The sequence below is a fragment of the Luteibacter sp. HAY1-4A genome (assembly GCF_056755355.1).
The window spans coordinates 73,318-96,123 of sequence record NZ_JBNDHZ010000007.1; the positions used below are offsets into that span (position 1 = coordinate 73,318).

A 22,806-nucleotide genomic window follows, 5' to 3' on the forward strand; every position below is an offset into this window, starting at 1 on the left:
CCCATGCGCATGTTCCTCGTCCCAACCCTTCCTGTCTTAGCCGTCTGCATGCTGGCGGGCTGCGCGGTCGGGCCCGACTTCCAGGCACCGCGACCGGATGCGCCGGCGACCTGGTCGGTCGCGCGCGCGGGCGATGCGTCGCTGCACGATCCGTCGCTCTCGGGCGCCGCGCAACCCTCCGGCGAATGGTGGAAGGCCTTCGGCGATCCCGTGCTGGACGAACTGGAAGCACGCGCCGCCTCGGCCAGCCCCGACCTGCGAACCGCGGCACTGCGGTTCGCCCAGAGTCGCGAACGCAGGCGCGCGGCATCGGCATCGTGGGGGCCGCAGGTGGGGCTGTCCGCCAGCGCCCAGCGGCAGCGGCCCAGCGAGAACGGTGCCACGAGCCGCACGATCGACGTGCTGGCCCCGGCGGAGCAACGCGCGTCGCTGCTCAAGCTCCTGAGCCAGCCTTTCGACGTCTATGAGGCGGGGTTCGACGCGTCGTGGGAACCGGACTTCTGGGGCCGTGTGCGCCGCTCGGTGGAAGCCGCGGATGCGCAGGTGAACGAAGCCGGCGCCTTGTTCGATGGCGCGCGTCTCGATGTGGCCGCTGAAGTCGCCCGGCGCTACTTCGAATGGCGTGGCCTGCAACGGCGGGCCGCCCTGGCGCGGCAGGATATCGACGCCGCGAGCGAGCGGTTCGGCCTGATGAAGGCGAGGGCCGATGGCGGCATGGCCAGCGATCTCGACGCCACACGGCAACGCGAACTGCTGGCCGACCTCACGTCCCGGCTGCCCCCGTTGCTGGAACGCGAAGCCGATGCGGTCGACCAGTTGTCGCTGCTGCTGGGGCAACCGCCCGGCAGCCTCCAGGCCGTGCTTGCGGGCAGCGGAAGCAACGAGGCCACGCGTGGCATGCCCGATCTCGCGCTTGGGCTGCCGTCCGATGTGGCGCGACGAAGGCCGGACATCCGGCAGGCCGAAGCGCGCCTGCACGCCGCCACGGCCAACATCGGCGTCGCCGTTGCCGACTTCTATCCACGCATCACGCTGGGCGCGGGATTCGCATTCGAATCCCTGCACACCGACGACTTCGGGGACTGGGGCAGCCGCCGGTGGTCGATCGGACCGCGCCTTGACCTGCCGGTCTTCGACATGGGCCGGCGGCGGAGCGTGGTAAGGCTCCGCACGCTGGAGCAGCAGGAGGCGGCCGTCGCATACCAGAAGGCCGTACTCCAGGCGTGGACGGACATCGACGCGGCGCTCAACGCCTACACCGCGGAGCGGCAGCGCAACGAACGGCTCGCCGAGCGCGAACGCCTTGCGAAAGATGCCGACACACTGGCCGACGCACGTTACCGGAACGGTGAATCGAGCTATATCGACGCCCTGGACGCACAGCGGACCCTGCTTGCCGCACGGAGCGACAAAGCGGACAGCGACGCGCAGGTCGCTGTCCGCTATGTGGCCGTATGCAAAGCCATCGGAGGCGGCGACCCGCAGTAAGCCATCGCGCCGTCGCCCGCACTCGTCAAAGGTCGAACGACGCCGACACGTAGAACGTGCGGGGCGTGCCCTGCGTCAGGTACCCGCCGTTCGCCGAGGCCCAATAGCCCTTGTTCGCCACGTTCTGCACCGTGAGCCGGAACGTCACCGGCACGCCTTCCAGGTGCGTGGTCGTTCGTGCGCCGATGTCGTACGTGGTCCACGCCGGCACCTTCAGGTCGTTCGCGGCGTCCAGGTACTGATGGCCCGTCCGCACCGCACGCGCGCTCAGGGTGATGTCGGGCGAATGGGGGATGTCCCATTCCACGCCGGCGTTCGCCTGGAAGCGCGGCACGCCGATCGCGTCGTTGCCGTCGTTGACACCGGCCTGCGTTTTCACCAGTTCCGGGCGGATGTAGTTCACGCCACCGAGAACGCGTACGCCTTGCACCGGCTGGCCGAAGAAGCTCCATTCGATGCCGCGGTTGCGCTGTTCCCCGTCCACGACATACGTGTTCGAGGCATCCACATAGGCGCTGGGCTGCTTGATCTGGTACAGGGCAAGCGCGCTGCCGATGGTGCCGGCATCCCACTTCACGCCGATTTCGTTCTGCTTCGATTTGTAAGGCGCGAAGACTTGCCCGGCATTGGTCACCGGGAGATTGTTGAACGTGGCCGGGGCCTGGTCGCCCTGCGTCAGCGCCTCGATGTGGTTGGCGTACACCGACCACTGATCGGCAAAACGATAGTTCACACCGACGACCGGACTGGTGGCGTAGCGCTCGTATTCCGAGTTCTTCGCTCCGTCCACGCCGTTTACCGCATAGTTGTATCCCAGCGTGTGCAGCTTCTGGCGGCGCGCGCCCAAGGTTACCTCGAGGCTTCCGTCCAGCAGGCCGAGCGTGTCGGACACCGCCACGCTGCGCAGCTGGGTGCGGCCGGTGATGCCCGGATCGCTGATGGGGCCGACGTTGTACGCGAAGTCCGGAACGGCAACGTACGACGGTGCGTAGAGGTTGGTGCGGATCGGGTCCAGCGAACCCGCATAGGCCGCTTTCTTGCGGAAGGTGAGGGCGGAGAAGCCCACGTTGACGCGATGGCTCACAGCACCCGTGTCGAAGAAGGCGTTGAATCCTGCTTCGCCCGTAGCCGTGTCCGCGATGTAAGGCACCGTGAAGCGGGTTTCGGTGGCGTTGCCGGCACGGTCGAGCAGGGACGGGCTGACGTAGTCGCCGAACTCGTTGCCATGATGCGCGCCTGCCGCCACGTAGCCGGTGAGCCAGGGCGCGAAGTCGTATTCGGCACGCACCACGCCGAAGGTGTCTTCCAGCGAGGAGTTGGACCACGGCTGCGCATAGTTGGTCTTTGCCGAGGGAGCGCGGGGCACCGACGTGATGCCCGTGGTGTATACGACGGCACGACCGCCGGTGATCACCTGCTTCTGGTAACCCACGTCGGTGGTCACGCGCAGGTTGTCTCCCCGATAATCGAAGGCGATGGAAGCGGCGGTCACGCGGCGTTGCTCGCCGTCGATCGCCGTGTTGCCGTCGCGATGGACCGCGTTCACGCGAATGCCGAAGGCATCGTTCGCTCCGAAGCGGCGACCGATGTCGACACTGCCACCCACCTGGCTGTCGCTGCCCCAATCGAGGCCCACGCGCGTGACGGGCGTGGCTTCCGCGCGCTTGGGCGCGATATTGATGCTTCCGCCCACGCCCGAGCCCCCAGGACTGATGCCGTTGAGGAACGCACTGGCTCCCTTGAACACCTCCACCCGGCTGATCAGTTCGGGGGCCAGGAGCTGGCGGGGCAGCAGGCCGTAGAGGCCGTCGAAGGCGATGTCGTCGCTGTAGACCTGGAAACCGCGGATGGTGAAGGTCTGCGAAAAATTGCCGAAGCCGAACCCGGTGCGCACCGCAGGATCGTTGGAGACCACGTCGCCCAGGCTGCGGGCCTGCTGGTTGCGGATGAGGGTGTCGGTATAGCTGGCGATAGCGAAGGGCACGTTCATCGCGTCCTGGTTGCCCAGGACGCCGAAGCGTCCGCCGCGAGCCACCTGGCCACCGGCATACTCGGCGGTGGGCGCCGCCACGTTGGCGTCCACCTGCACGCCGGACAGCGTGGTGCTGTTGTCGCGAGCCTTCTGTTGCGGGTCGGGCGCCACGGTGGCTTCGCCGGCATGCGCCGAGGCCGCCATGAGCCATGTGCCGGCCAGCGCGAAACGGATGGCCTGGGAAAGGGAAGGGGTACGACGTGGCTTGGAAGCCATGGAATGTCCAGTGGGCGGTGCCCGGATGCGAATGCAAATGCGAACCGCTCGCATTATGAGGCATTCACCGAGCTTCTGCCTAGTCACCGCCCTACACGCGCACGTCCACCGTCACGCCCTCGGCACCGGCCTGCCGCTCGACGGAAGCGACCACCTGGCCGTTCACCCTGTGGAAGTCGAGGTCGATGGTTCGGGAGCCGATCGGCAGTTTCCGGATCCGCAGGTGATCGACGCCCAGCGGAAGACTGGGACGCTCCACAAGCAGGCGGTGCCGCTTACCGTCGATCTGCAAGCCCAGGCACGCCTGCAACAGCATGAACACGCTGCCGGCCGCCCAGGCCTGGGGCAGGCACGCGACCGGGTAGGCGATGGGCGCCTCGCCCACCGCGCGTTCGAAACCGCAGAACAGTTCGGGCAAGCGCATGCCGAAGTGGACCGACGCCTCGAACATGTTCGAGAGGATGCGCATGACGTTCACCCGATCGCCGTAGCGGGACATGCCCGCCGCACACAACGCCACGTCGTGCGGCCACACCGATCCGTTGTGGTAGGACATCGGGTTGAACCGTGCAGCCTCCACGGCCAGCGTGCGCACACCCCAGCCACTGCTCAGCGCCCCGGAAACAAGTTGTCTCGTGACGGCGGCGGCTCGCTGCTTGCGCACCGCGCCGGTGTAGAGGAGATGGCCCGGGTTCGAGCTCCGCACCCGGCAAGGCTGCTGGCGTCCGTCCAGCGCGAGGGCGTAGTACTTCATGTCCTCGATCCAGAACAGCTGCTCGATGGCATCGCGCAATTTCTTCGCAAGCCGGCGCCAGTGCTCGGCGGCCCCGCTCTCGCCACGCCACTCGGCCATCTCCGCCATGTCGCGGTAGGCGCGATAGGCATAGCCCTGCACCTCGACCAGCGCGATGGGGCCTTCGGCACTGCTGCCGTCCTCGTGGAATACGGAGTCGTTGCTGTCCTTCCACCCCTGGTTCGCCAGGCCGCTGCTTTCGCCGCGCTCGTACGCGATAAGCCCATGCGGATGGAGCGCGGCCGTCGTCTCGATCCATGCGGCGGCCGAAAGGAGCGACGGCCAACGCTCGTCGATGAACGACCTGTCGCCCGTGCGGCGCGCGTAGGCGCCGGCGAGCATGACGAACAAGGGCGTGGTGTCCACGCCGCCGTAGTAACGGCTGAACGGCACTTCGTCGACGGACGCCATCTCGCCCTTGCGCGTCTCGTGCATGATCTTGCCGGGCTGCGAGTCGCGAAACGTGGACGTCTCGCGCGCCTGATGCTCGGCGAGGAACGACAACACGCCACGCGCCAGGCCGGGATCGAGCCATAGCGTCTGCAACGAGGTGACGATGGCGTCGCGACCGAAGGGCGTGGAGAACCACGGGATGCCCGCATACGGATACGGCCCCGTCGGAAGATCGGTGGTGAGAAGGGCAAGGTCGGCGTGCGACTTGTCCAGCCATGACTGGAACAGCCGGCCCGATGCCGTCGTCCATGCACCGCGTTGCCGCCGCAGGCGCAGGTGGCGCCACGCCCGCGCCGCGGTTTGCCGGTAGCGGGCACGGGAAGGTTCAGCCGCCTCCGGGCCGATTTCGAGGTAAAGCACCCAATCGGCGCGCGCGGCAAGCTCCACCTGGAACGTGGCCTGGCCGGCCTCGAGTTCGTTCGGCGTCTCGGAAAAGGAAATGGCGACGCGCCTCAGCACGCCGTCCAGGCCCTCGTAGCCGTACTCGACGCCACGCATGACGACCAGCGGATCGTGGAACACTCCTCGCCGCGCGCGCCTTTCGCCGCGCACTTCGAACATGTCCCGGAAATCCGCGCCGAAGCGGAGCCGCAAGGGCATACGCGTGATGACGTCGCTGTAGTTCACCAGGCGGATGAACTCGAAGATGCGACCTTCGGAGAGGAACCGCTTTCGTTCCACATGGACCACACCTTGCGGCGTGGGCGAACCGAGCGACGGCAACGGCTGGTTCGTGAGGTGCGCGGTGAAATACAGGTTGTCCTGGCTGACACCGCTCGACAGCAACGACGGCCGGGTGCCCCCGAGGGTGAGCACGAACGACGAGAGCACGCGCGTGTCGTTGCGGAAGAACCCGTCGCCGGCGCCGGTGACATTGCCGTGCGCATCGGCCACGAGGAAACTGTCGCCTTCCTTCAGCGCGAACTGGGAAATGGTCGCCTGGGCTTCGAACTGGGGATCGAGCAGGCTGGGGGATTCGTCCGGCATGTCCACCTCAGGGACTCCCGAACTGCGCGCCCTGGTGCGCGTCCCGGGGCGGGCAAAGCGATTCGTAGATGGCGACGTACGCTCGTGCCATGGCCTGTGCGGTGAAGCGGCGCTCGAACACCTGCCGGATGAGACGGCGGTCCAGTTCGCCAGCGCGCGTGACGGCGTCCACGGCAGTCGCGAGATCCTCCACGATGAAGCCGGTCACGCCGTCGTCGACGACTTCGGGTACCGAGCCGTTGTTCCAGGCCACGACGGGAAGTCCGCAGGCCATGGCTTCTATCATCACCAGCCCGAATGGCTCGGGCCAATCGATCGGAAAAAGAAGCGCTCGCGCGTGGCCAAGGAAGTCGGCCTTGTCGTCATCGCCGATTTCGCCCACGAATTCCACGCCTTCACCGAGCAGGGGGCGAATCGTCTGCTCGAAGTATTCCTTGTCGGCGGCGTCTACTTTCGCGGCGATACGCAACGGCAAGCCGGCGGCGCGTGCGATGGCAATGGCGCGGTCCGGGCGCTTTTCCGGCGAGATGCGGCCAAGAAACGCAAGGTAGTCGCCGCGGGGGCGCACGGGAACACGATACGCCGCGGGATCGAGCCCATGCGGAACGTTGCCCACCCAATTGGCGAAGGGCATGGGAGCCCGTTGCGACTGGGAGATCGACACGAGCGGAAAGCGATGCCAGCGCCGGTAAGCCTGCGGAAGGTCGTCCATGTCGAGCCTGCCGTGCAGCGTGGTGACCGTGCGGCCCGCGACCGGCTCGAACAGCGGGAAGTGCAGGAGGTCGGTATGGAAATGGATCACGTCGAACTCATGCGCGCGCTCGCGGAGGTCGTGCAGCATGTTCAGGTGCGCAGCGAGGTCCGACTTCAGCGGCACGGGATCGAGGCGCAGCGCGCGCTCGCGGCATGGTGCGAGCACCGCGTGGGTGAGGGCATCGGCCGCGGCGAAAAGAGTGACGTCGTGGCCTTGCGCGACCAGTGCCTCGGTGAGGTGGGACACGACACGCTCGGTGCCGCCGTACAGTTTTGGCGGCACGGCTTCATGGAGTGGGGCGACCTGGGCGATCTTCATCGGCGAATTCCTGAACCACATTCTGCGCGACCGCGTCGCTCATGCTCGCGCAATGGATGTCGAGGGAACGTGGTTGCGGCGCTTCACGCGCCGAGTCCGGCCCAGATCTCGCGCAGCGCCTGACGAATCATCCCCGGTGCGTCGGGATCGCGTTTCGCCAGCGACGACATGAACGCCTTCGCCTGGGCGAACGTGATGTGCGGCGGCAACGGCGGTACGTCGGGATCGGTGACGAATTCGATGACCACCGGGCATGGCGCACTGAACGCTTCCCGCCATGCGTCGAGGATATCCTCGGGACGTTCGACGCGAATGCCCTTGAAGCCGAGCATCTCGCCGTAGCGTGCATAGGGAAACGGCTCGACGTCCTGTGCGGCGGCGAACTTCGGATCGCCGGCAAGGGCACGCTGCTCCCAGGTCACCTGGTTCAGGTCGTTGTTCACCAGGACCATGACGACGAAGTTAGGATTGGACCAGCGTTTCCAGTATTGCTTCACGGTGACGAGTTCGGCGTTGCCATTCATCTGCATGGCACCGTCGCCGACCACGGCGAGCACGTGGCGGTCCGGATGCGCCATCTTTGCCGCAATGGCATAGGGCACACCGCTGCCCATGGTGGCGAGCTTGCCGGATACGGACGCCATCATCCCGTCGCGCAGCTTCATGTCGCGCGCGAACCAGTTCGTATGCGAACCGCTGTCGCCCGTGACGATCGTGCGGTCGGGAAGGGCGGACGACAATTCCCAGAAGACGCGCTGCGGGTTGATCGGCGACGCGGGCTGCATGGCCTTGAGTTCAAGTGTCCGCCACCACTTGCGGACGTTCACCTCGATGCGCTCGCGCCATTCGTTGTCGGTCTGCTGCTTCAGGAGCGGCAACAGCTTTTGCAGCACCGCCGCGCTGTCGCCGATGAGGTTCACTTCCGTGGGATAGCGCATCGATACGTTGCGCGGCGAGATGTCGATCTGCACAGCCCGCGCCTTGCCGTCTTCCGGCAGGAATTCCGAATACGGGAACGTGGTGCCGATCATGAGCAGGGTGTCGCAGTGATCCATCATCTCCCAGCTCGGCTTCGTGCCCAACAGGCCGATCGAGCCGGTGACGAAGGGCAGGTCGTCGGCCAGGGCTGCCTTGCCAAGCAGCGCCTTGGCCACGCCCGCCTGCAGTTTTTCGGCGACGAGCGTCACTTCCTTGCCCGCGCCGAGGGCCCCGGCACCGATGAGGATCGCGGGCCGCGACCCGGCATTGAGCACATCGGCCGCCTGTTGCAGCTCGGCATCGGACGGGAACGGACGCGGCGAGGCTTCGCCCACGCCCGAATAGACGTTGCCATGCGCGCGCGGCGGGCTGGGCACCGCGGGCATCTCCTGGAGATCGTTCGGGACGATGATGCAGGTGACCGCGCGCTCGGCCTTGGCGATGCGGAAGGCACGGTCCACCACGTGGCGCATCTGGGCCGGACTGACCACCGTTTCGACGTAGCTGCACACGTCCTTGAAGAGGACATGCAGGTCGACTTCCTGCTGGTAGTCGCTGCCCAGGGCGGAACGCGCCTGCTGCCCGACGATGGCGACCACCGGCACGTGGTCCATTTTCGCGTCGTAGAGGCCATTGAGCAGGTGGATGGCACCCGGCCCCGACGTTGCCAGGCAGACGCCAACCTCACCCGTAAACTTCGCGTGGCCGCCAGCCATGAAGGCCGCCATTTCCTCGTGCCGCACGCGGATGTAGTCGAAGCGCTCCGCCGCGCGGCCCATCGCGCCCATGATGCCGTTGATGCCGTCGCCGGGGTATCCATAGATGCGGCGGACGTTCCACTCGCTCAGGCGTTCGAGGAGGAAATCTCCCACTGTCTTGCTCATCACGGGCTCCGTCGATGGTCGGGCCGCCTATGCTGAGCCGCAGCGGATCGCGCAAGTGTGAACGTCGCGCTTTCGCAAATTCATACGTCGCGCCGTGTCAGCCCGCGAAGCCGCCTTCGTCGAGGTACCGCTGTTCTTCCGGCGTGGTGCCGCGTCCGAGCTGACGATTCCTGTGCGGAAAGCGTCCGAAGCGCCGGACGATGTCGTGGTGCGTTTCGGCGTAGGCGGGATACGCCCCGCCCAGCGGCTTGAACAGCTCGACCGAGAGCTCCTGGTCGTGCATGTCTTCCGAGTGTTCGAACGGCATGTAGCAGAAGGCGCGCATGTCCGCATCGAAACCCTGGTCGTATCCGCGCTCGCGCATGTGCCGCGCGACGGAGCGCGCGAGAGGATCAGTGGCGTACATATGCGCCGTGCCGCGGAACGCGTTGCGCGGAAACTGGTCGAGCAGGATCAGCAGCGCGAGGCACCCGGCGGCACTCTCGAGCCATGCATCGAGTTCGCCGCGGGCGGCTGCCATGTGCGCTCCCAGGAAGTGCTCGCGAAAGAGGACGTCGAATGCCGCGTCGTGACCGAACCAGCGGTCGTAGCCGGCGTCGCGCCAGAAGCGCAGCACGCGCTCGGGCGTTTCAGGAAGGGCGAGAGGCGTGGATGGATTCGGCATGAAATGTGGCACTCACAAGGAGCCGTCGATGGTGATAGCGTCTGAGGTCGCTTGGGGGCTCGACCATACCACGGCCCCGCCATTACGCGACTAGGGAGGATCACGTCATGTGTCGGTTGGCCAGGGTCTGTACTCGTCTGGCGGTCGCCGCGATCGCGGCAGGTTCCACGATCGCTTCCGCCGCTGCGCAAAGCGCGCCGCCAGCGCCACGAAGCGCCGACGTGGTGGAAAACCTTTTCGGCATCACGGTGCACGATCCCTACCGGTGGATGGAGGGCGAGCACAATGCGGAATTCCAGCAGTGGCTTGTCGCGGAGGGAAACTTCACCCGCGCGAAGCTGGACGCCCTTCCGACGCTCGACGGCTGGCGGAAGACGCTGAAGGCGACGAGCCTCACTGCCGTCATCCACCGCATGCAGCGTATTGCCGGCGGCCGTATGCTTTTCATCCGGGAGTCCGTACAGGGAACGGGAACCCTGATGGTGCGCGAGGCGGATGGCAGCGAGCGCGTGCTTCTCGATCCCGCCACCCTGAAGCGCGACAGCGGCACGCCTTCCATCACGAACTACGCGCTTTCTCCCGATGGCAGCAAGGTTGCCGTCAACGTGGACCGTGGCGGCAATGAACTGACGCAGGTGGACATACTCGACGTGAAGACCGGCAAGCCGTCAGGCGACAGCGTGGAACCCGTGTGGGGCGAGTTCGAGGCTCACTGGCTGCCCGACGGCACAGGCTTCACCTATACGCAGATGGCACCGCCCAACGAGCGAACGGACGGCGACCCGCTGCAGGACATGAGGCTGCGCGTGCACATGCTTGGCCAGCCTGCGGCCCGGGACACCATGCTTCTTCGCGCCGGCAAGGGCGAAGGCGCCAATCCGACATTTCCGATTCCCAGCAATCGCTTTCCCATCGTCGAGTTCCCGGCCGGGTCCCGCTGGGCGCTGGGTTCGGCCACGGGCGCGCAGAACGAGGGCACGTATTGCGTCGCGCTCGCCGCCGACGTCGTGAAGCCGTCCGCCCATTGGCGGTGCATCGCGCGACCCGAGGACAAGATCGTGGGCGCCGCGATCCACGGCGACACGCTCTACATCATCTCCAGCAAGGAACATTCGAACGGCCAGTTGCTCTCGCTCGACCTGTCGAAGCCGGACGTCTCGCTTCGCGATGGGAGGCCGGTTGTCCAGCTCAAGGACGACGAGATCATCGTGGGTTTGACCCTGGCCGATGCCGTGACGCTTTCGGCCGCACGCGATGCGCTTTACCTGAAGGTGTCGGTCAACGGCATCGACGGCGTCCGTCGCATCGATTACGGCACGGGTAAGGCAGAGACGGTGGCGATGCCCATGCCGGGCACGGCGTCACTACTGCGCACGAACGACCGGGAAGACGGCTTCCTCCTGGAACTGCGTGGTTGGACGACGCCACCGAAAGCATGGCGATACGACCCCGCGACACGCAGCATGACGAGCCTTGGGCAGGACGAGGCAAGCCCAGCCGACTACAGCATGGTGGAGGTGACCGAGACCGAGATGGTCAGCAAGGACGGCACGCGTATCCCACTGACGATCCTCCACCGCAAGGATGCGAAGCTCGACGGCAACCATCGCGCGATCGTGTTCGGTTACGGCAGCTACGGCCTCACGTTGCAGCCGTCGTTCAAGCCCGTAAGGATGGAATGGGTAAAGCAGGGCAACATCTTCGCGTATGCCCATGTGCGCGGCGGCGGGGAAAAGGGCGACGCCTGGCATCTGGCTGGCAAGGGCGCCAACAAGCACAAGGCCGTGGAGGATTTCATCGCCTCCGTCGACCGCCTGGCCGAACTCGGCTACAGCCGCCCCGAGCGCACCGCCCTCGTCTCGGGGAGTGCCGGCGGACTGCTCGTGGGCGGCGCGGTAACGGCGTATCCCCAGCGGTTCGGCGCGGCCATCATTCTCGTTCCCGTGCTCAATCCGGTGCGGCTGATGCACGCTCCCAACGGTGCCAACCAGATCGGCGAAATGGGCGACCCCCGCAAGGCTTCGGATTTCCCGGCGATCCTCGCCAGCGATCCTTACCAGCAGATCAAGCCGCATACGAAATTTCCGGCGATGCTGCTGCTCGTCGGTCTCAACGACGGCCGCGTGGTGCCTTGGCAGACGGGCAAGTTCGTGGCGAAAGCCCGCGCGGCGAACACGAGCGGAAAGCCTATCTGGATACGTACCGACGCCGACGCGGGCCACGGTATCCAGGCTTCACTCGGCTCCGAGGCGGCTCAGTGGGCCGATGTATTCGCTTTCCTCGATGCGGAACTGCCAGGGGGCTAGTTGGCCACCTGCTGTAGCGGCCCTTACATGGGGCCGCCACCGGGGCAGGGGGAGCGGCCCTGTTCCATCGAGTGGAATTCGATGGACAGGCCGAGATCTTGCTGTGTTGGCGCCAGGAAGGACTGGCCCGAGACACCGCGGTAGGTCGGTAGTTTCTGTTCGTATCCGCGCTCGACCCAGCGTTGCGCGCGACCGAGGTCGGCGACCGCAAAGCTCACGCCGAGGATGCGCGGGCCTCCCACCATCGTCTGCCGCGCGAGGCCCGGACCCGCAGGTTCGAGGGCCAGCAACGCAGTTGCGCCGACAGGCACGCAGAATCCCTTCGCACCGACTTCGGGCAACGTCACGGGCGTCGCGTGACCGAAACCCATCTTCTCCAGTTGCGCACGATCCGCCTCCGCGTCGTTCGACAGCAGCCAGATCGAAGAGAGTGCGCGCGTGCCGTTCGGATGCTCTCGCGTGATGCGGTAGTCGCCTTCATTCGAGGGATCGAACTGGTCCGGGCGGTAGTCGTTGGCGTAGTCGATGAAGAAGGTATTGCTGGAAAGCGGCGGATGGTCGAACTCGAAGGCGAACAGGCGCCAGCCGGGTTTCGCGGTATCCGGTCCGGTGAAGAAAGGCGTTACGGCGTAGTGCAGCGCCGCGAGCGAACTGCGGATCGTATCGAGCGACGACGAGCGGAAACCGAACGTGCGCGCCCCCGGTTCTTCCTTGAGCGCCTGCCGGTCCTCCTTCATGCCGGGATCGAACGTCGGGTCGGGCCGGGTGACGCCGAGCAATTCGATGAAGCTGGTATCCGCGAAGCGAATGTAACGATTGGCCACGCCGCCGGGATCCCGGCCCGGTCGCACCTGGAATCCGAGCTTGACCGCCATGACCGACGTGGCCTCGTCGATGTTCCGGCCCCAGAGCAATACGTGGTCGAGCCGGGTGGTCGGAACGTTCGTTGCCGCGAGCGACGGCCCGGCAGCCAGCAGGCACGCGAGACAGGCCGAAACGAATGGGAGCGGGCGCATGCGAATCCTCGTCGATGGTGGGTGCGAAGCGTCGGCGTAGTTTTAGGGCGCCCCCGACACGAGCGGCAAGGACAAATTCCGGACAAAAACCGCCAGCCGGCGATCAGGCGCCCGCGCTGCGCCGCAGCGATTGCGGCGAGGTGCCGAAGGCGCGCACGAAGGCACGCCGCATGCGCGTGGCATCGCCGAAACCGGTCGACTCGGCGATGTGGTCGAGGTGCAGATGGCTGGTTTCCACCGCGACGCGCGCGGCTTCCAGGCGCAGGCCTTCCACTACCTTCGCGGGCGTGGCGCCGATCTCGGCCACGAACGCCCGGGCGAAGTTGCGCGGACTCATCGCGGCCCGTTCGGCGAGGCGCTCGATCGTCATCGGCTCGGCGATCTGCGCGCGCATCCAACCGATGAGTTCGCCAAACCGCCCTGTTTTTCCACCTTGTTCAACGAGCACGGAGTACTGCGACTGGCCCACGTGGCGGCGCTGGTGCACGACCAGCTGCTGCGCGGTGCGCCGTGCGATGCCCGGCCCGAGGTCGTCTTCGACGAGCGCGAGGGCCAGGTCGATGCCGGCGGATATCCCCGCGGAAGTCCACAGCTTGCCGTCCCTGACGAACATGCGGTCGGCATCGAGCCGCACTTTCGGATACAGCTCTCGAAAGCGGTCCGCGGCCGCCCAGTGCGTGGTGGCCAGGCGGTCGTCGAGCAATCCCGCCTGCGCGAGGAAGAAGGCGCCCGAGCAGACACCGGCCGCCCGGCGCCACGCGTCGCTGTCGAGCAGGGCGGCGATGTCGAGGTGGCCTGCCTCGACCTGCGCCAACGTGCCGCCGGACACGATGACCGTATCGAAACAGGCCTGCTCGATCGGCGCAGCCGTGAGACAAACGCCAGACGAACTCCGCACGACGCCACCACCCGGAGCCAGCACGTGGATGGCATAGCTATCGGGCCGGAAGCGCTCGGCCATCTCGAAGACAGCGACGGGGCCCGCGGCATCGAGCAACTGGAATCCCGGGAAAACGACGATGGCTATGTCGCGTCGCATGGAGGTGGCCACGATCTTCGATCCGATGATCGCAAAATGGCCTACGCCTCGGCGGACCGTCAAGGTCTGGCGGGCAGGGAACCGACCGGCGTAGGTCAGGCTTGCGGCTGGACAGCCGATTCCGGCCCGTGCAGCCGCCTGAATGCGGCTTGCACGATCTGCGAGAACTTCTCGGGGCTGCCGTACGCGCGCGCGATCAGCATCGCGCCATAGACCGTGGCCATGAAGGACTCGGCTTCGGCACTGGCTGCTCCCTTGAGATGGAAGACGCCGAGCTGGGCACCCGCAGTGAGGACGGTTTCCAGCCACCGCGACAGGTCGACGAAGTGGGCGCGAACACATGCCGCGACGTCTTCCGGCAACGACGGCAGTTCGCTGGCCAGCATGCCGGCGACGCAGAAGGGCGCCGACGCGTCGGCGATGCACTTTTCCCAATATCCCGTATAGAACTGCAACTGCCGCACGGGATCGAAAACGCTGGCTTCCAGCTGCCTCGTCTGTTCCGTGATCACCGCCCTGGATTGCTCGACGACCGCTCGTGCCAGGTCCGCCTTCGTGGGGAAGTGATGGTGGATGCTCGCCTTGCGCACCTCCACCTGCTCAGCCAGATCGGCGTAGCTGAAGCCGTTGTAGCCACGGGTCTGGATCAGGTACCGGGCGGAGTCGAGGAGTTTTTCTCGCGTTTTCATATGTATAGCCTACCATTAGGTAGGTTTCACTGGCAATGAAAGGGCGCCACGAAGTAATCTTCTTGACTATTAAATCTACCTACTAGTAGGATGACTTTCCCTTTTCGGCGAGAGTCAGCACATGAACTTCCTGCAGCGTTTCTATTTCCTCCGCGCCGCGGTGGCCTTTGTCTGGGTGGGGCTGGTGGTCGGTCTGTCCCGTCTCGATCTCCCCCTCGCCGTCACGGGCACCCTGCTGGTGCTCTATCCCGCGTGGGACGCCGCCGCGAACCTGCTGGACGCGCGCCGGTCCGGTGGCTTGAGCGCGAATCCCGGGCAGCGCCTCAATGCCCTCGTCAGCGTGGTGACGGCCGTCGCGCTCATCGTCGCTCTCGCCACCCGTGGCACCGCCGGCGGCGTACTGATCTTCGGCGTCTGGGCCCTGTTGTCGGGATTGTTCCAGCTCTTCGTGGGCATTCGGCGCCGGAAGCTGGGCGGGCAAGCCTTCATGATGATCAGTGGCGGGCAGTCCGCGCTGGCGGGCGTACTCATGACCATCCAGGCTTTCGGACATGCCCCGACGATTGCGCAGCTCGCACCCTACGCGGCGTTCGGTGGGTTCTATTTCCTGCTGGCGGCACTGCGCCTCACCTACAAGCAGTCCCGTGCGGCGTCGCTGCACGCGGCGCCTTGATGGCGGCGACTCGACGCCTTATCCATACAAGAGCGCGTGGCGGACGAGTGGGAACATGGTCAGTGCCCTGACGAACGGGGCACTGCCTGGAGCCCATCCATGAAAGCTGCCTGGATCACCAACGCCGCCTCTGGCGATCTCTCCATCACCGTCGGCGACACCGATGCCCCGCAGGTGGGCGAGGATCGCATCCTCGTCGACGTCGAGGCGGTGGGCTTGACGTTCGCCGAGCCCACCTGGGTGACGAATGGCGCCCAGCCACTGCCCGACGGATCGCCGCGACCGTTGCCGGTCATCATCGGGCACGAGTTCGCGGGTCGCGTGGCGATACCGGGCGCCGCGACGTCCGGTTTCACCAAGGGCGACCGCGTCTTCGGCTTGATCGACTTCTGGCGGAACGGCGCCGCGGCGGAGCAGGCCGTCGTGCTACCGGACGAGATCGCACGGATTCCCGAGGGTGTGAGCGCCGCCGATGCATGCACGCTTCCCATCGGCGCGTTGACCGCCTGGCAGGCGCTCTTCGATCACGCGAAGCTGAAGTCGGGAGAAACCGTGCTCGTGCATGGCGGTGCGGGGGCGGTCGGTACGTTCGCCATCCAGATTGCGAAGGACGCAGGCGCACGCGTCGTCGCGACGGCCCGTGGTGAAGAGGCCGCCGCTCTTTGCCGGGAGCTGGGTGCCGCGCAGGCGATCGACACCGATGCGCAGCGCTTCGAGGACGTGGCGGGCCCGGTGGATGTGATCTTCGACACTGTAGGCCGCGACCTGCTGGAACGCAGTTGGTCGTTCCTGCCGCGAGGCGGACGGCTGGTGACGATCTCCGGCGAAGCTGGGGACGCGCCCTCACCGGAGCGCGCCGCGACCAAGGGTATCGAAGCGTACTGGTTCATCGTGAAGCCCGATGCGGCACAGTTGCGCGACATCGTGGCCCGCGTGGCCGACGGACGCATACGGGTGCTGGTGGATCGCAGTTACCTGCTTGCCGATGCACGCAAGGCGTTCGACGAAGCCGAGGGCAGGGCGAGACGCGGCAAGACGATCCTCGTCATCCGCTGAACGCCGGGCGGGCGGACGGCAGGTTACGCGCGGCTTTCCGCGACGTTCGCGACCTGCCGTCGCGCCATGGCCAGCGTGGCGATACCCACGCCGGCGGCGAGCACGGCGCTTCCGATCAGGGAGCTCGCGCCCCATCGCAGGTAAAGCAACGTTCCCACCGTGGCGCCGCACACGAAGCTGACCACGACGGTGAAGCATACGGCGACGCGTCGACGGTCCACCGGACCGCCCCAGGCTTGCTGTCCCAGTGCGATACCCAGATCGGTGAACATGCCGGTGAGGTGCGAGGTGCGAAGTAACGCGCCTGTCACCAGCGAGCTTGTGCCGTTCTGAAGGCCCATCGCGGCGGCGCAGAGCATCACGCCCAGCCACGGCGTGTTGCCCATCAGCGCACTGGCCATGGCTATCAGCACCGCCACGGCGAGAAGGAGGGCCCCCGCCGCGATGGAAGGTATCCAGCGCGGCCCACGGGCGAGCCATGCGCTGACCGCGCAACCGCCGGTAAACAACGCGACGACACCCAGGGCATGCAGCAGGAGTGCGAAGTTGCCAGAGCCCAGGCCGATCGCTGCCTCGGTTGAAATACCCGTCAGGTGCGCCACGCCGCCATGATGCAAGGACATCAAAGCGGCGGCATTGACGCTGCCGGCTACGAGCGGCAGGAGAAAGGCCCAGGACCAGATCCAACGCGGAAAAGAGGGAATCATCGCAACGGCAGTGGCTGGAAAGATGTGGGCAGCATAATTCCCCATAGGGTTTTCGCGCGAACCGCAGCCACGCATGGAAGGCTAAACATAGGCCAGCATGCGACCGCAGGCGATGACGGCCAGCCATAGGGCCAGCGAAAGTACGGCCTGGCCTCGGGCGAGCAGGGGTGCGGTTCTCCCCGTGTCCCACGTCGACACCGAACGATACACGCCAAGGTGGAACCACACCGCGTTGATGGCGGCGGCGAGTATCAGCGACAGCTTCAGGAGGAAGGCCGGATTGCGAAGGAAGTCATGAGGCTGGCTGGAGAACATGAGCAGACCGGCGGGGAGGACCAGCACCAGGCTTGCGATCGACCAGGGCAGCAACTGGTGTGCAAGGCCGGACACCGGCAGTGTCCGGCCCCAGCCAAGTACGCGCAGGTCGAACATCGCCACCGCGCCTACCAGGATGCAGAAACCGACGATGTGCACGGTTTCCACGATCGGATAAAGCAACAGGCTGTCTCGCATGGCCTGCGCCGGGGGCGTGGCCGCCAACCAGTCGACCACGCCGTCCATCAACGCAGTTCCGTGGTCTTCTCGCCGACGGTGATGCGTTCCGCACGCAGTTCATCTTTCTTGCTGCGGTGTGGATATCCGTGCACGGACGCATGCGTACCCGGCGCGAGCATGCTCTTGTCCAATCCCCGGCTTTCCATGCGCGAGGGTGGCGCGAGTACGACGTCCCAGCTGCCTTCCGTCGTCTTCAGGCGGATGTGGCCGTGCGGCTGCGTATAGCTCGACGACTCAATGGTGCCGGACAGGTCCATGGGGTGGTCGGCGTCGTATTCGCTCCAGCCGTGGTGGGCGGCGGCGGAGGTGGCCGTCAGGGCGGCCAGCAGGAACCAGCGTTTCATGACGATCTCCCGTTGGGCAGAGGTGTCCCGATTCTACGCAAGAAATTGCGGACAGGTGTTCGATGTTTTCTGGATGAGCCGTGCTAACCTCCGCCCGTCGGAAAAGGCAGACTTGGTTTGGTAAGCCCAAGTCCTTTCGGTGACGAAAGCTCTGGTCTTTGGCCCCGTGCCGGGATCCCCACGACGAATATCGGACGCCTCGGGCGTCCCTTCATTCGTCCGTGAGGTGCTCGCACGCGAGGAACGCTCCGGTCGAATCTCGACTCCGGAGCCATGCATGTCTATCCACACCATCCATCCCATCGACGTCGTCATCGCCGGCGCCGGCCCCGTAGGGCTGTTCCTCGCCTGCGAACTCAGACTGGCGGGCTTATCGGTCACCGTCCTCGAACAAGCTTCCGATAGCAGCTCTCCGTTGAAGCGCCTTCCATTCGGCATGCGGGGGCTTTCCGCGCCCACGATCGAAGCGTTCTACCGGCGCGGACTCCTGGCCGCGATCGAACAGGTGCAGCGCGACAACGAGCTGTCGGGTGCCACGCGCGCTTCCGCACACTGGATGCGGCAGGGGCCGCGTTCGGGTGGCCACTTCGCCGGAATCCCCGTCCTGCTGGATCAGGTGGACACGGCGCGTTGGCACCATCGTTTACCGGGTCCCGCGGGGTACCACCTGATGGTGGACATGGCGTCGCTCGAAGCCGTCCTCGCGGATCGGGCCGCGTCCATGAGTGTCGACGTCCGGCGAGGCATCCGGGTCGACGGCGTGGAACAGTCGGAAGAAGGCGTCACGGTGCATGCAGGCGACGCGAGCGTTCGTGCCCGCTGGCTTGTCGGATGCGATGGCGGCCGAAGCACAGTGCGCAAGCTGGGTGGTTTCGACTTCGCCGGCACCGAACCGGAATTCACTGGCTACTCCGTCGAAGTGGAACTGGACGACCCCGGCAAGTTGCGCCCCGGGCGCACCTATACGCCCACGGGCATGTACACCTTCGCGCCACCGGGCACGGTCGCCATGGTCGATTTCGACGGCGGCGCATGCCACCGCGGCACTCCGTTGACGCCGGAGCATGTTCAGGACGTTCTTCGGCGCGTATCGGGCGTGGACGGGACGGTCACCGCATTGCGCCAGGCCACTACCTGGACCGACCGCGCCCGCCAGGCGACCGAGTATCGCAAGGGGCGCGTGCTCCTTGCGGGCGACGCGGCGCACATTCATTCACCGCTCGGCGGCCAGGGACTGAACCTGGGCATCGGCGACGCGATGAACCTCGGATGGAAGCTGGCCGCCACGATCCGCGGTACCGCCCCGGCGGGCCTGCTCGACAGCTATGGCGAAGAGAGGCAACCGGTCGGCGCACAGGTGCTCGACTGGTCGCGTGCCCAGGTGAGTTTGATGCGCCCCAGCCGCAGCTCGCGGGCACTCGAAGCGATCATGCGCGACCTGATCGGCACGCGCGACGGGGCCACCTATGTCGCCGAACGTGTGTGGGGCCTGACGATCCGTTACGACCTGGGCGACAGCCACCCGTTGGTGGGGCGCAGCGTGCCCGACTTCGCGTTCGTCGACGGCGCCCGAACCGGAAAGCTGCTCGAACCGGGACGAGGCCTCTGGCTGGACTTCGACGCGCGGGCACCGGCACGCGAGCGGGCCAGCCGCTGGGCCGGACGCCTGACCTACGTGGCGGGCGACGTGGAGGATCGCCTCGGACTGACCGGTCTGCTGGTACGTCCGGACGGCATCGTGGCCTGGGCCGGCGAAGAAGGTACCCCCGTCACGGATGCCGAGGAAGCGGCCCGCCGCTGGTTCGGCGCGCCTTGAATCATGCAGAGGGTGCGTTCGCGACGAAGTGCGCGGACAGCAGCTTGTCCACCTCCGGAAACCTCGCGCGTACGCCAAGGAAGCCCAGCGGCCGGAACGTCTCGGCTTTTCCTCCGTCCACTGCCTTGACGCTGATGGTGAGCGTTCCCTTGTACCGGGTTTCCACGACATACCAGCTGACCAGCTCCGCCAGGTCCTCCGAAGACGATGCCGTGGCGTAGAGACTGACGAACGGTGTGCGCGACAGCGAACGGTAGACTTCGGCGGCTTCCGATGCCGGCACGGGAGGCGCGCCACGAAAGGCTGTCTTGGCGGCCGGTTCGTGTGCAATGCGTTCGCCGGGTGTGGCGCGGTCCGTCCAGACGCCCTGCGTCAACGGGGTCTTGAGTTCGCGGGTGAGGCCCAGCGTCGCGTCGACCACATGGGTGGATTCGTGCAGCAACACATAGGTGAGGGCATCGACGCCTGTGCCGCTTACCGTGACCACTGCTTCGTCCGCCGGCTGGAAGACGCGCTGCTCTTTCACCGTCAGGAAGTGCGACAGCGATTCGGCGATGAGGCTGGCCCGAAGGGTGATGTCGTACGTATTGCCGCCATCTACCTTGGACGTCAATCCTGTTCCCGCGCCGGGAAGGCCGTCGACGAAGCTCAATGAATGAAGACGGTCCGCTAGAACCTGCCGATGCAGGGCCGGCAACGCAGCGATCGCGCGTTCCACGGCCAGCCGTTCGTCCGGCGCCAGGGAGTGCGGGCGTATCCCCTGCATGCCCGACGCGGTGAAGCGTTCGATCGCCTTCGCGGAGGGTACCGACAGCTTCGCCATGACGGCGGCGACATCGGGATCTGCCGGACGCTCCGCGGCCCACGCGCCGATCGACAGGAGGGAGAGAAAACAGGCTGCCGCAATGGTACGCACTGGAAGGACTCCGGAACGATCTTGAATGGGGCCGACGCTACCGGCGGGGACGACCGATGGGAACACGGGAGATTGCATGGGGCGCATGCGAAATTGTATAGGTGGGGCCGCGCACTCCGCCGCGGCTTCGCGACAAGATAGCGACCTTATGGAATGGGGCGACATTCGCGTTTTCCTTGCCGTCGTGCGTGGGGGCACGTTGGGCGCGGCCGCGCGCGAGCTAGGCCAGTCGCAGCCGACCATGGGCCGCAGGCTTGCCGCCCTCGAGGAGGCCGTGGGGCAAAAACTGTTCCAGCGAACGAGCGAAGGGTTCGTCCTCACCGAGGAGGGTGCCGCGGTGCTGGTGCATGCCGAACGGCTGGAGCAGGAGGCGCTTGCGTTCCAGCGGAGGCTTGCAGGGCAGGGCAATCTCGTCGAGGGGCCGATCCGCATCACCGCTTCCGACTGGTTCGGGGCCTACATGCTGGCGCCGATCATCGCCGAGTACGGCGCGGCCAACCCGCAGGTCACCGTGGAGCTGCTGACGTCGTCGCGGTTCTACAGCCTGGCCCGGCGCGAAGCCGACCTCGCTTTCAGGATACGGCCGTTCGACGAACCGGACATCGTGTCGCGCGCGGTGCTGACGATGCATTACGGCGCCTACATCCGCAAAGGCGCCCCGCCTCCCGTGGCAGGCGACGGCGCGGGCGCCACCATCGTTACGATGAATACGGCCTTCGCCTCGATGCCGGACGTGAGTTGGATTCGCGAGCGGCTTCCCAACGCGCGCGTGGCCTACCGGAGCAACAATCGCGATGCACAGGCGCGGTTGTGTGCCCATGGCGCAGGCGTGGCGGTATTGCCCATTCCATTGGCAGAGCATTACGCCGAACTGGAACGTATCGACCTCGGCGACGAACCGCCCACCCGCACCACGTGGATCGGCTACCACCGCGACCTGCGGCACCTGAAGCGCCTGCGTGTCCTCATCGACCTGATCGTGGCGAGGCTCGCACCGGCATAGACCTCAGCGAAGCGTCTGAAGCGAATGCATCATGCAGGTACGCATGGAGCTCATGCGAATCTGGGGATGGTAAGCACGGGGTGAGGGATCCACCTGTCGAATCGAACCGTTTCACAGGAGACACTCACCATGCACAGCGACATGCGTGCGGCCGTCGTCGAGACCACCGATGGCCCGTTCGTGCTGAAGACCCTGCCCAGGCCCGTTCCCCGCGAGGGGGAGGTCCTGGTGCGCATCCACGCCAGCGGCGTGAATCCCCTCGACACCAAGATCCGCGCCGGACGGGCGGAGCACGCTCGCCGCCCACTTCCCGCGGTGCTCGGTATCGACCTGGCCGGCGTGGTCGAGGCGGTCGGACCCGGTGCCGAAGGTTTCCGGCCAGGCGACGAGGTGTGGGGAATGACCGGCGGTGTCGGCGGCCACCAGGGCAGCCTTGCGGAGTTCGCGGCCGTGGATGCCAGGCTCCTGGCTGCGAAGCCGGCCACGCTCTCGATGCGCCAGGCGGCGGCGCTTCCGCTCGTCTTCATCACGGCCTGGGAAGGCCTCGTGGACCGGGCGAACGTGCAGCCGGGCATGAAGGTGCTGGTGCAAGGCGGTACCGGCGGCGTGGGCCATGTCGCCGTCCAGCTCGCCAAGGCACGCGGAGCCCATGTGTATGCCACCGACAGGCTGGAACGCGACTCGGAACTGATGGCACTCGGGGCGATCCCGGTCGACAGGAACATGGGCGTCGAGGCATACGTTGCGCTGCACACGGGCGGCGAAGGCTTCGACATCGTCTACGACACGGTAGGCGGCGCGGTGCTGGACGACTCCTTCCGGGCGGTGCGCCGCTTCGGTCATGTCGTCAGCGCCCTGGGCTGGGGCACGCACGCGTTGGCTCCGCTGTCGTTCCGTGCCGCGACCTATTCGGGGGTGTTCACGTTGTTACCCCTGCTTACCGGGGCGGGGCGCACGCATCACGGGGACATCCTGCGCGAGGCCGCCCGCCTGGCGGATGCAGGCGCGCTCGTGCCGCGGATGAGTCCGCACCGGTTCGACCTGGAGAGCGTGGCCGAGGCGCATGCGCTCGTCGGGACGCCCGCAGCGGGCGGACGCGTGGTCGTGGACGTGGCGTAA

19 protein-coding genes are annotated in these 22,806 nt (G+C 66.4%); 7 read left to right on the plus strand and 12 right to left on the minus strand.

The window, feature by feature from the left end; genetic code table 11:
* Positions 1-3 precede the first annotated feature (3 nt).
* Complete coding sequence (locus ACPYOD_RS03700) at positions 4-1,488, plus strand: efflux transporter outer membrane subunit (RefSeq protein WP_481300381.1); 1,485 nt, start codon at positions 4-6, stop codon at positions 1,486-1,488.
* Between the two features lie 25 nt (positions 1,489-1,513).
* Here ACPYOD_RS03700 and ACPYOD_RS03705 read toward each other — a convergent pair whose 3' ends face one another.
* The 5 genes from ACPYOD_RS03705 to ACPYOD_RS03725 form a co-directional block, all read right to left on the minus strand.
* Positions 1,514-3,736, minus strand: coding sequence for a TonB-dependent receptor (locus ACPYOD_RS03705; RefSeq protein ID WP_481300382.1), 2,223 nt, complete (start codon positions 3,734-3,736; stop codon positions 1,514-1,516).
* 91 nt (positions 3,737-3,827) lie between these two features.
* Positions 3,828-5,969 (minus strand): amylo-alpha-1,6-glucosidase, encoded by a 2,142-nt coding sequence (locus ACPYOD_RS03710; protein ID WP_481300383.1) that lies wholly within the window; start codon positions 5,967-5,969, stop codon positions 3,828-3,830.
* Between the two features lie 7 nt (positions 5,970-5,976).
* Entirely contained in the window at positions 5,977-7,041 is a 1,065-nt protein-coding gene (locus tag ACPYOD_RS03715) for a glycosyltransferase family 4 protein (protein WP_481300384.1), read from the minus strand.
* An 83-nt stretch (positions 7,042-7,124) separates the two neighbouring features.
* Complete coding sequence (locus ACPYOD_RS03720) at positions 7,125-8,903, minus strand: thiamine pyrophosphate-requiring protein (RefSeq protein WP_481300385.1); 1,779 nt, start codon at positions 8,901-8,903, stop codon at positions 7,125-7,127.
* Positions 8,904-9,000: 97 nt separating this feature from the next.
* Entirely contained in the window at positions 9,001-9,567 is a 567-nt protein-coding gene (locus tag ACPYOD_RS03725) for a DUF924 family protein (protein ID WP_481300386.1), read from the minus strand.
* Positions 9,568-9,674: 107 nt separating this feature from the next.
* On the opposite strand from ACPYOD_RS03725, the gene ACPYOD_RS03730 reads away from it, so the two are divergent.
* Positions 9,675-11,873, plus strand: coding sequence for a prolyl oligopeptidase family serine peptidase (locus tag ACPYOD_RS03730; protein WP_481300387.1), 2,199 nt, complete (start codon positions 9,675-9,677; stop codon positions 11,871-11,873).
* 23 nt (positions 11,874-11,896) lie between these two features.
* Here ACPYOD_RS03730 and ACPYOD_RS03735 read toward each other — a convergent pair whose 3' ends face one another.
* The 3 genes from ACPYOD_RS03735 to ACPYOD_RS03745 form a co-directional block, all read right to left on the minus strand.
* Entirely contained in the window at positions 11,897-12,889 is a 993-nt protein-coding gene (locus tag ACPYOD_RS03735; RefSeq protein ID WP_481300388.1) for a VOC family protein, read from the minus strand.
* A gap of 103 nt (positions 12,890-12,992) precedes the next feature.
* Positions 12,993-13,928, minus strand: coding sequence for a GlxA family transcriptional regulator (locus ACPYOD_RS03740; RefSeq protein WP_481300389.1), 936 nt, complete (start codon positions 13,926-13,928; stop codon positions 12,993-12,995).
* Between the two features lie 95 nt (positions 13,929-14,023).
* Entirely contained in the window at positions 14,024-14,617 is a 594-nt protein-coding gene (locus ACPYOD_RS03745) for a TetR/AcrR family transcriptional regulator (protein ID WP_481300390.1), read from the minus strand.
* A gap of 121 nt (positions 14,618-14,738) precedes the next feature.
* Between ACPYOD_RS03745 and ACPYOD_RS03750 the strand changes: the two genes are divergently transcribed.
* Positions 14,739-15,290, plus strand: a complete 552-nt coding sequence (locus tag ACPYOD_RS03750) for a hypothetical protein (RefSeq protein WP_481300391.1) — start codon at positions 14,739-14,741, stop codon at positions 15,288-15,290.
* Between the two features lie 99 nt (positions 15,291-15,389).
* Entirely contained in the window at positions 15,390-16,346 is a 957-nt protein-coding gene (locus tag ACPYOD_RS03755) for an NADP-dependent oxidoreductase (protein ID WP_481300392.1), read from the plus strand.
* 23 nt (positions 16,347-16,369) lie between these two features.
* On the opposite strand, the gene ACPYOD_RS03760 is transcribed toward ACPYOD_RS03755, so the two are convergent.
* Genes ACPYOD_RS03760 through ACPYOD_RS03770 form a run of 3 tightly spaced genes read right to left on the minus strand, consistent with a single transcriptional unit; the run spans position 16,370 to position 17,952 of the window.
* Positions 16,370-17,128: a YoaK family protein gene (locus ACPYOD_RS03760; RefSeq protein WP_481300393.1), complete on the minus strand. Its 759-nt coding sequence runs from the start codon at positions 17,126-17,128 to the stop codon at positions 16,370-16,372.
* Positions 17,129-17,134: 6 nt separating this feature from the next.
* Positions 17,135-17,614: a DUF6644 family protein gene (locus ACPYOD_RS03765; RefSeq protein WP_481300394.1), complete on the minus strand. Its 480-nt coding sequence runs from the start codon at positions 17,612-17,614 to the stop codon at positions 17,135-17,137.
* Positions 17,614-17,952 carry a DUF6152 family protein gene (locus ACPYOD_RS03770; RefSeq protein WP_481300395.1) on the minus strand — a complete coding sequence of 113 codons (339 nt, stop codon included), beginning with the start codon at positions 17,950-17,952 and terminating at the stop codon, positions 17,614-17,616. Before ACPYOD_RS03770 ends, ACPYOD_RS03765 begins: the two co-directional genes overlap by 1 nt.
* A 277-nt stretch (positions 17,953-18,229) precedes the next feature.
* On the opposite strand from ACPYOD_RS03770, the gene ACPYOD_RS03775 reads away from it, so the two are divergent.
* Positions 18,230-19,768, plus strand: coding sequence for an FAD-dependent oxidoreductase (locus ACPYOD_RS03775; RefSeq protein WP_481300396.1), 1,539 nt, complete (start codon positions 18,230-18,232; stop codon positions 19,766-19,768).
* A 1-nt stretch (position 19,769) separates the two neighbouring features.
* Here the strand turns inward: ACPYOD_RS03775 and ACPYOD_RS03780 are convergent, their stop codons facing one another.
* The gene (locus ACPYOD_RS03780; protein WP_481300397.1) at positions 19,770-20,684 is read right to left on the minus strand and encodes a hypothetical protein; all 915 of its coding nucleotides are present in this window, start codon (positions 20,682-20,684) and stop codon (positions 19,770-19,772) included.
* Between the two features lie 148 nt (positions 20,685-20,832).
* Here ACPYOD_RS03780 and ACPYOD_RS03785 point away from each other — a divergent pair, with 148 nt between their 5' ends.
* Both ACPYOD_RS03785 and ACPYOD_RS03790 read left to right on the plus strand, forming a co-directional pair.
* Positions 20,833-21,687, plus strand: a complete 855-nt coding sequence (locus ACPYOD_RS03785; protein WP_481300398.1) for a LysR family transcriptional regulator — start codon at positions 20,833-20,835, stop codon at positions 21,685-21,687.
* A gap of 129 nt (positions 21,688-21,816) precedes the next feature.
* Positions 21,817-22,806, plus strand: coding sequence for a zinc-dependent alcohol dehydrogenase family protein (locus ACPYOD_RS03790; RefSeq protein ID WP_481300399.1), 990 nt, complete (start codon positions 21,817-21,819; stop codon positions 22,804-22,806).

What these genes read in the sequence shown, in the direction of transcription:
- ACPYOD_RS03700 (WP_481300381.1), top strand. Translation starts at nt 4, where the DNA reads ATGCGCATGTTCCTCGTCCCAACCCTTCCTGTCTTAGCCGTCTGCATG.
- ACPYOD_RS03705 (WP_481300382.1), bottom strand. Translation starts at nt 3,736, where the DNA reads ATGGCTTCCAAGCCACGTCGTACCCCTTCCCTTTCCCAGGCCATCCGT.
- ACPYOD_RS03710 (WP_481300383.1), bottom strand. Translation starts at nt 5,969, where the DNA reads ATGCCGGACGAATCCCCCAGCCTGCTCGATCCCCAGTTCGAAGCCCAG.
- ACPYOD_RS03715 (WP_481300384.1), bottom strand. Translation starts at nt 7,041, where the DNA reads ATGAAGATCGCCCAGGTCGCCCCACTCCATGAAGCCGTGCCGCCAAAA.
- ACPYOD_RS03720 (WP_481300385.1), bottom strand. Translation starts at nt 8,903, where the DNA reads ATGAGCAAGACAGTGGGAGATTTCCTCCTCGAACGCCTGAGCGAGTGG.
- ACPYOD_RS03725 (WP_481300386.1), bottom strand. Translation starts at nt 9,567, where the DNA reads ATGCCGAATCCATCCACGCCTCTCGCCCTTCCTGAAACGCCCGAGCGC.
- ACPYOD_RS03730 (WP_481300387.1), top strand. Translation starts at nt 9,675, where the DNA reads ATGTGTCGGTTGGCCAGGGTCTGTACTCGTCTGGCGGTCGCCGCGATC.
- ACPYOD_RS03735 (WP_481300388.1), bottom strand. Translation starts at nt 12,889, where the DNA reads ATGCGCCCGCTCCCATTCGTTTCGGCCTGTCTCGCGTGCCTGCTGGCT.
- ACPYOD_RS03740 (WP_481300389.1), bottom strand. Translation starts at nt 13,928, where the DNA reads ATGCGACGCGACATAGCCATCGTCGTTTTCCCGGGATTCCAGTTGCTC.
- ACPYOD_RS03745 (WP_481300390.1), bottom strand. Translation starts at nt 14,617, where the DNA reads ATGAAAACGCGAGAAAAACTCCTCGACTCCGCCCGGTACCTGATCCAG.
- ACPYOD_RS03750 (WP_481300391.1), top strand. Translation starts at nt 14,739, where the DNA reads ATGAACTTCCTGCAGCGTTTCTATTTCCTCCGCGCCGCGGTGGCCTTT.
- ACPYOD_RS03755 (WP_481300392.1), top strand. Translation starts at nt 15,390, where the DNA reads ATGAAAGCTGCCTGGATCACCAACGCCGCCTCTGGCGATCTCTCCATC.
- ACPYOD_RS03760 (WP_481300393.1), bottom strand. Translation starts at nt 17,128, where the DNA reads ATGCGTGGCTGCGGTTCGCGCGAAAACCCTATGGGGAATTATGCTGCC.
- ACPYOD_RS03765 (WP_481300394.1), bottom strand. Translation starts at nt 17,614, where the DNA reads ATGGACGGCGTGGTCGACTGGTTGGCGGCCACGCCCCCGGCGCAGGCC.
- ACPYOD_RS03770 (WP_481300395.1), bottom strand. Translation starts at nt 17,952, where the DNA reads ATGAAACGCTGGTTCCTGCTGGCCGCCCTGACGGCCACCTCCGCCGCC.
- ACPYOD_RS03775 (WP_481300396.1), top strand. Translation starts at nt 18,230, where the DNA reads ATGTCTATCCACACCATCCATCCCATCGACGTCGTCATCGCCGGCGCC.
- ACPYOD_RS03785 (WP_481300398.1), top strand. Translation starts at nt 20,833, where the DNA reads ATGGAATGGGGCGACATTCGCGTTTTCCTTGCCGTCGTGCGTGGGGGC.
- ACPYOD_RS03790 (WP_481300399.1), top strand. Translation starts at nt 21,817, where the DNA reads ATGCACAGCGACATGCGTGCGGCCGTCGTCGAGACCACCGATGGCCCG.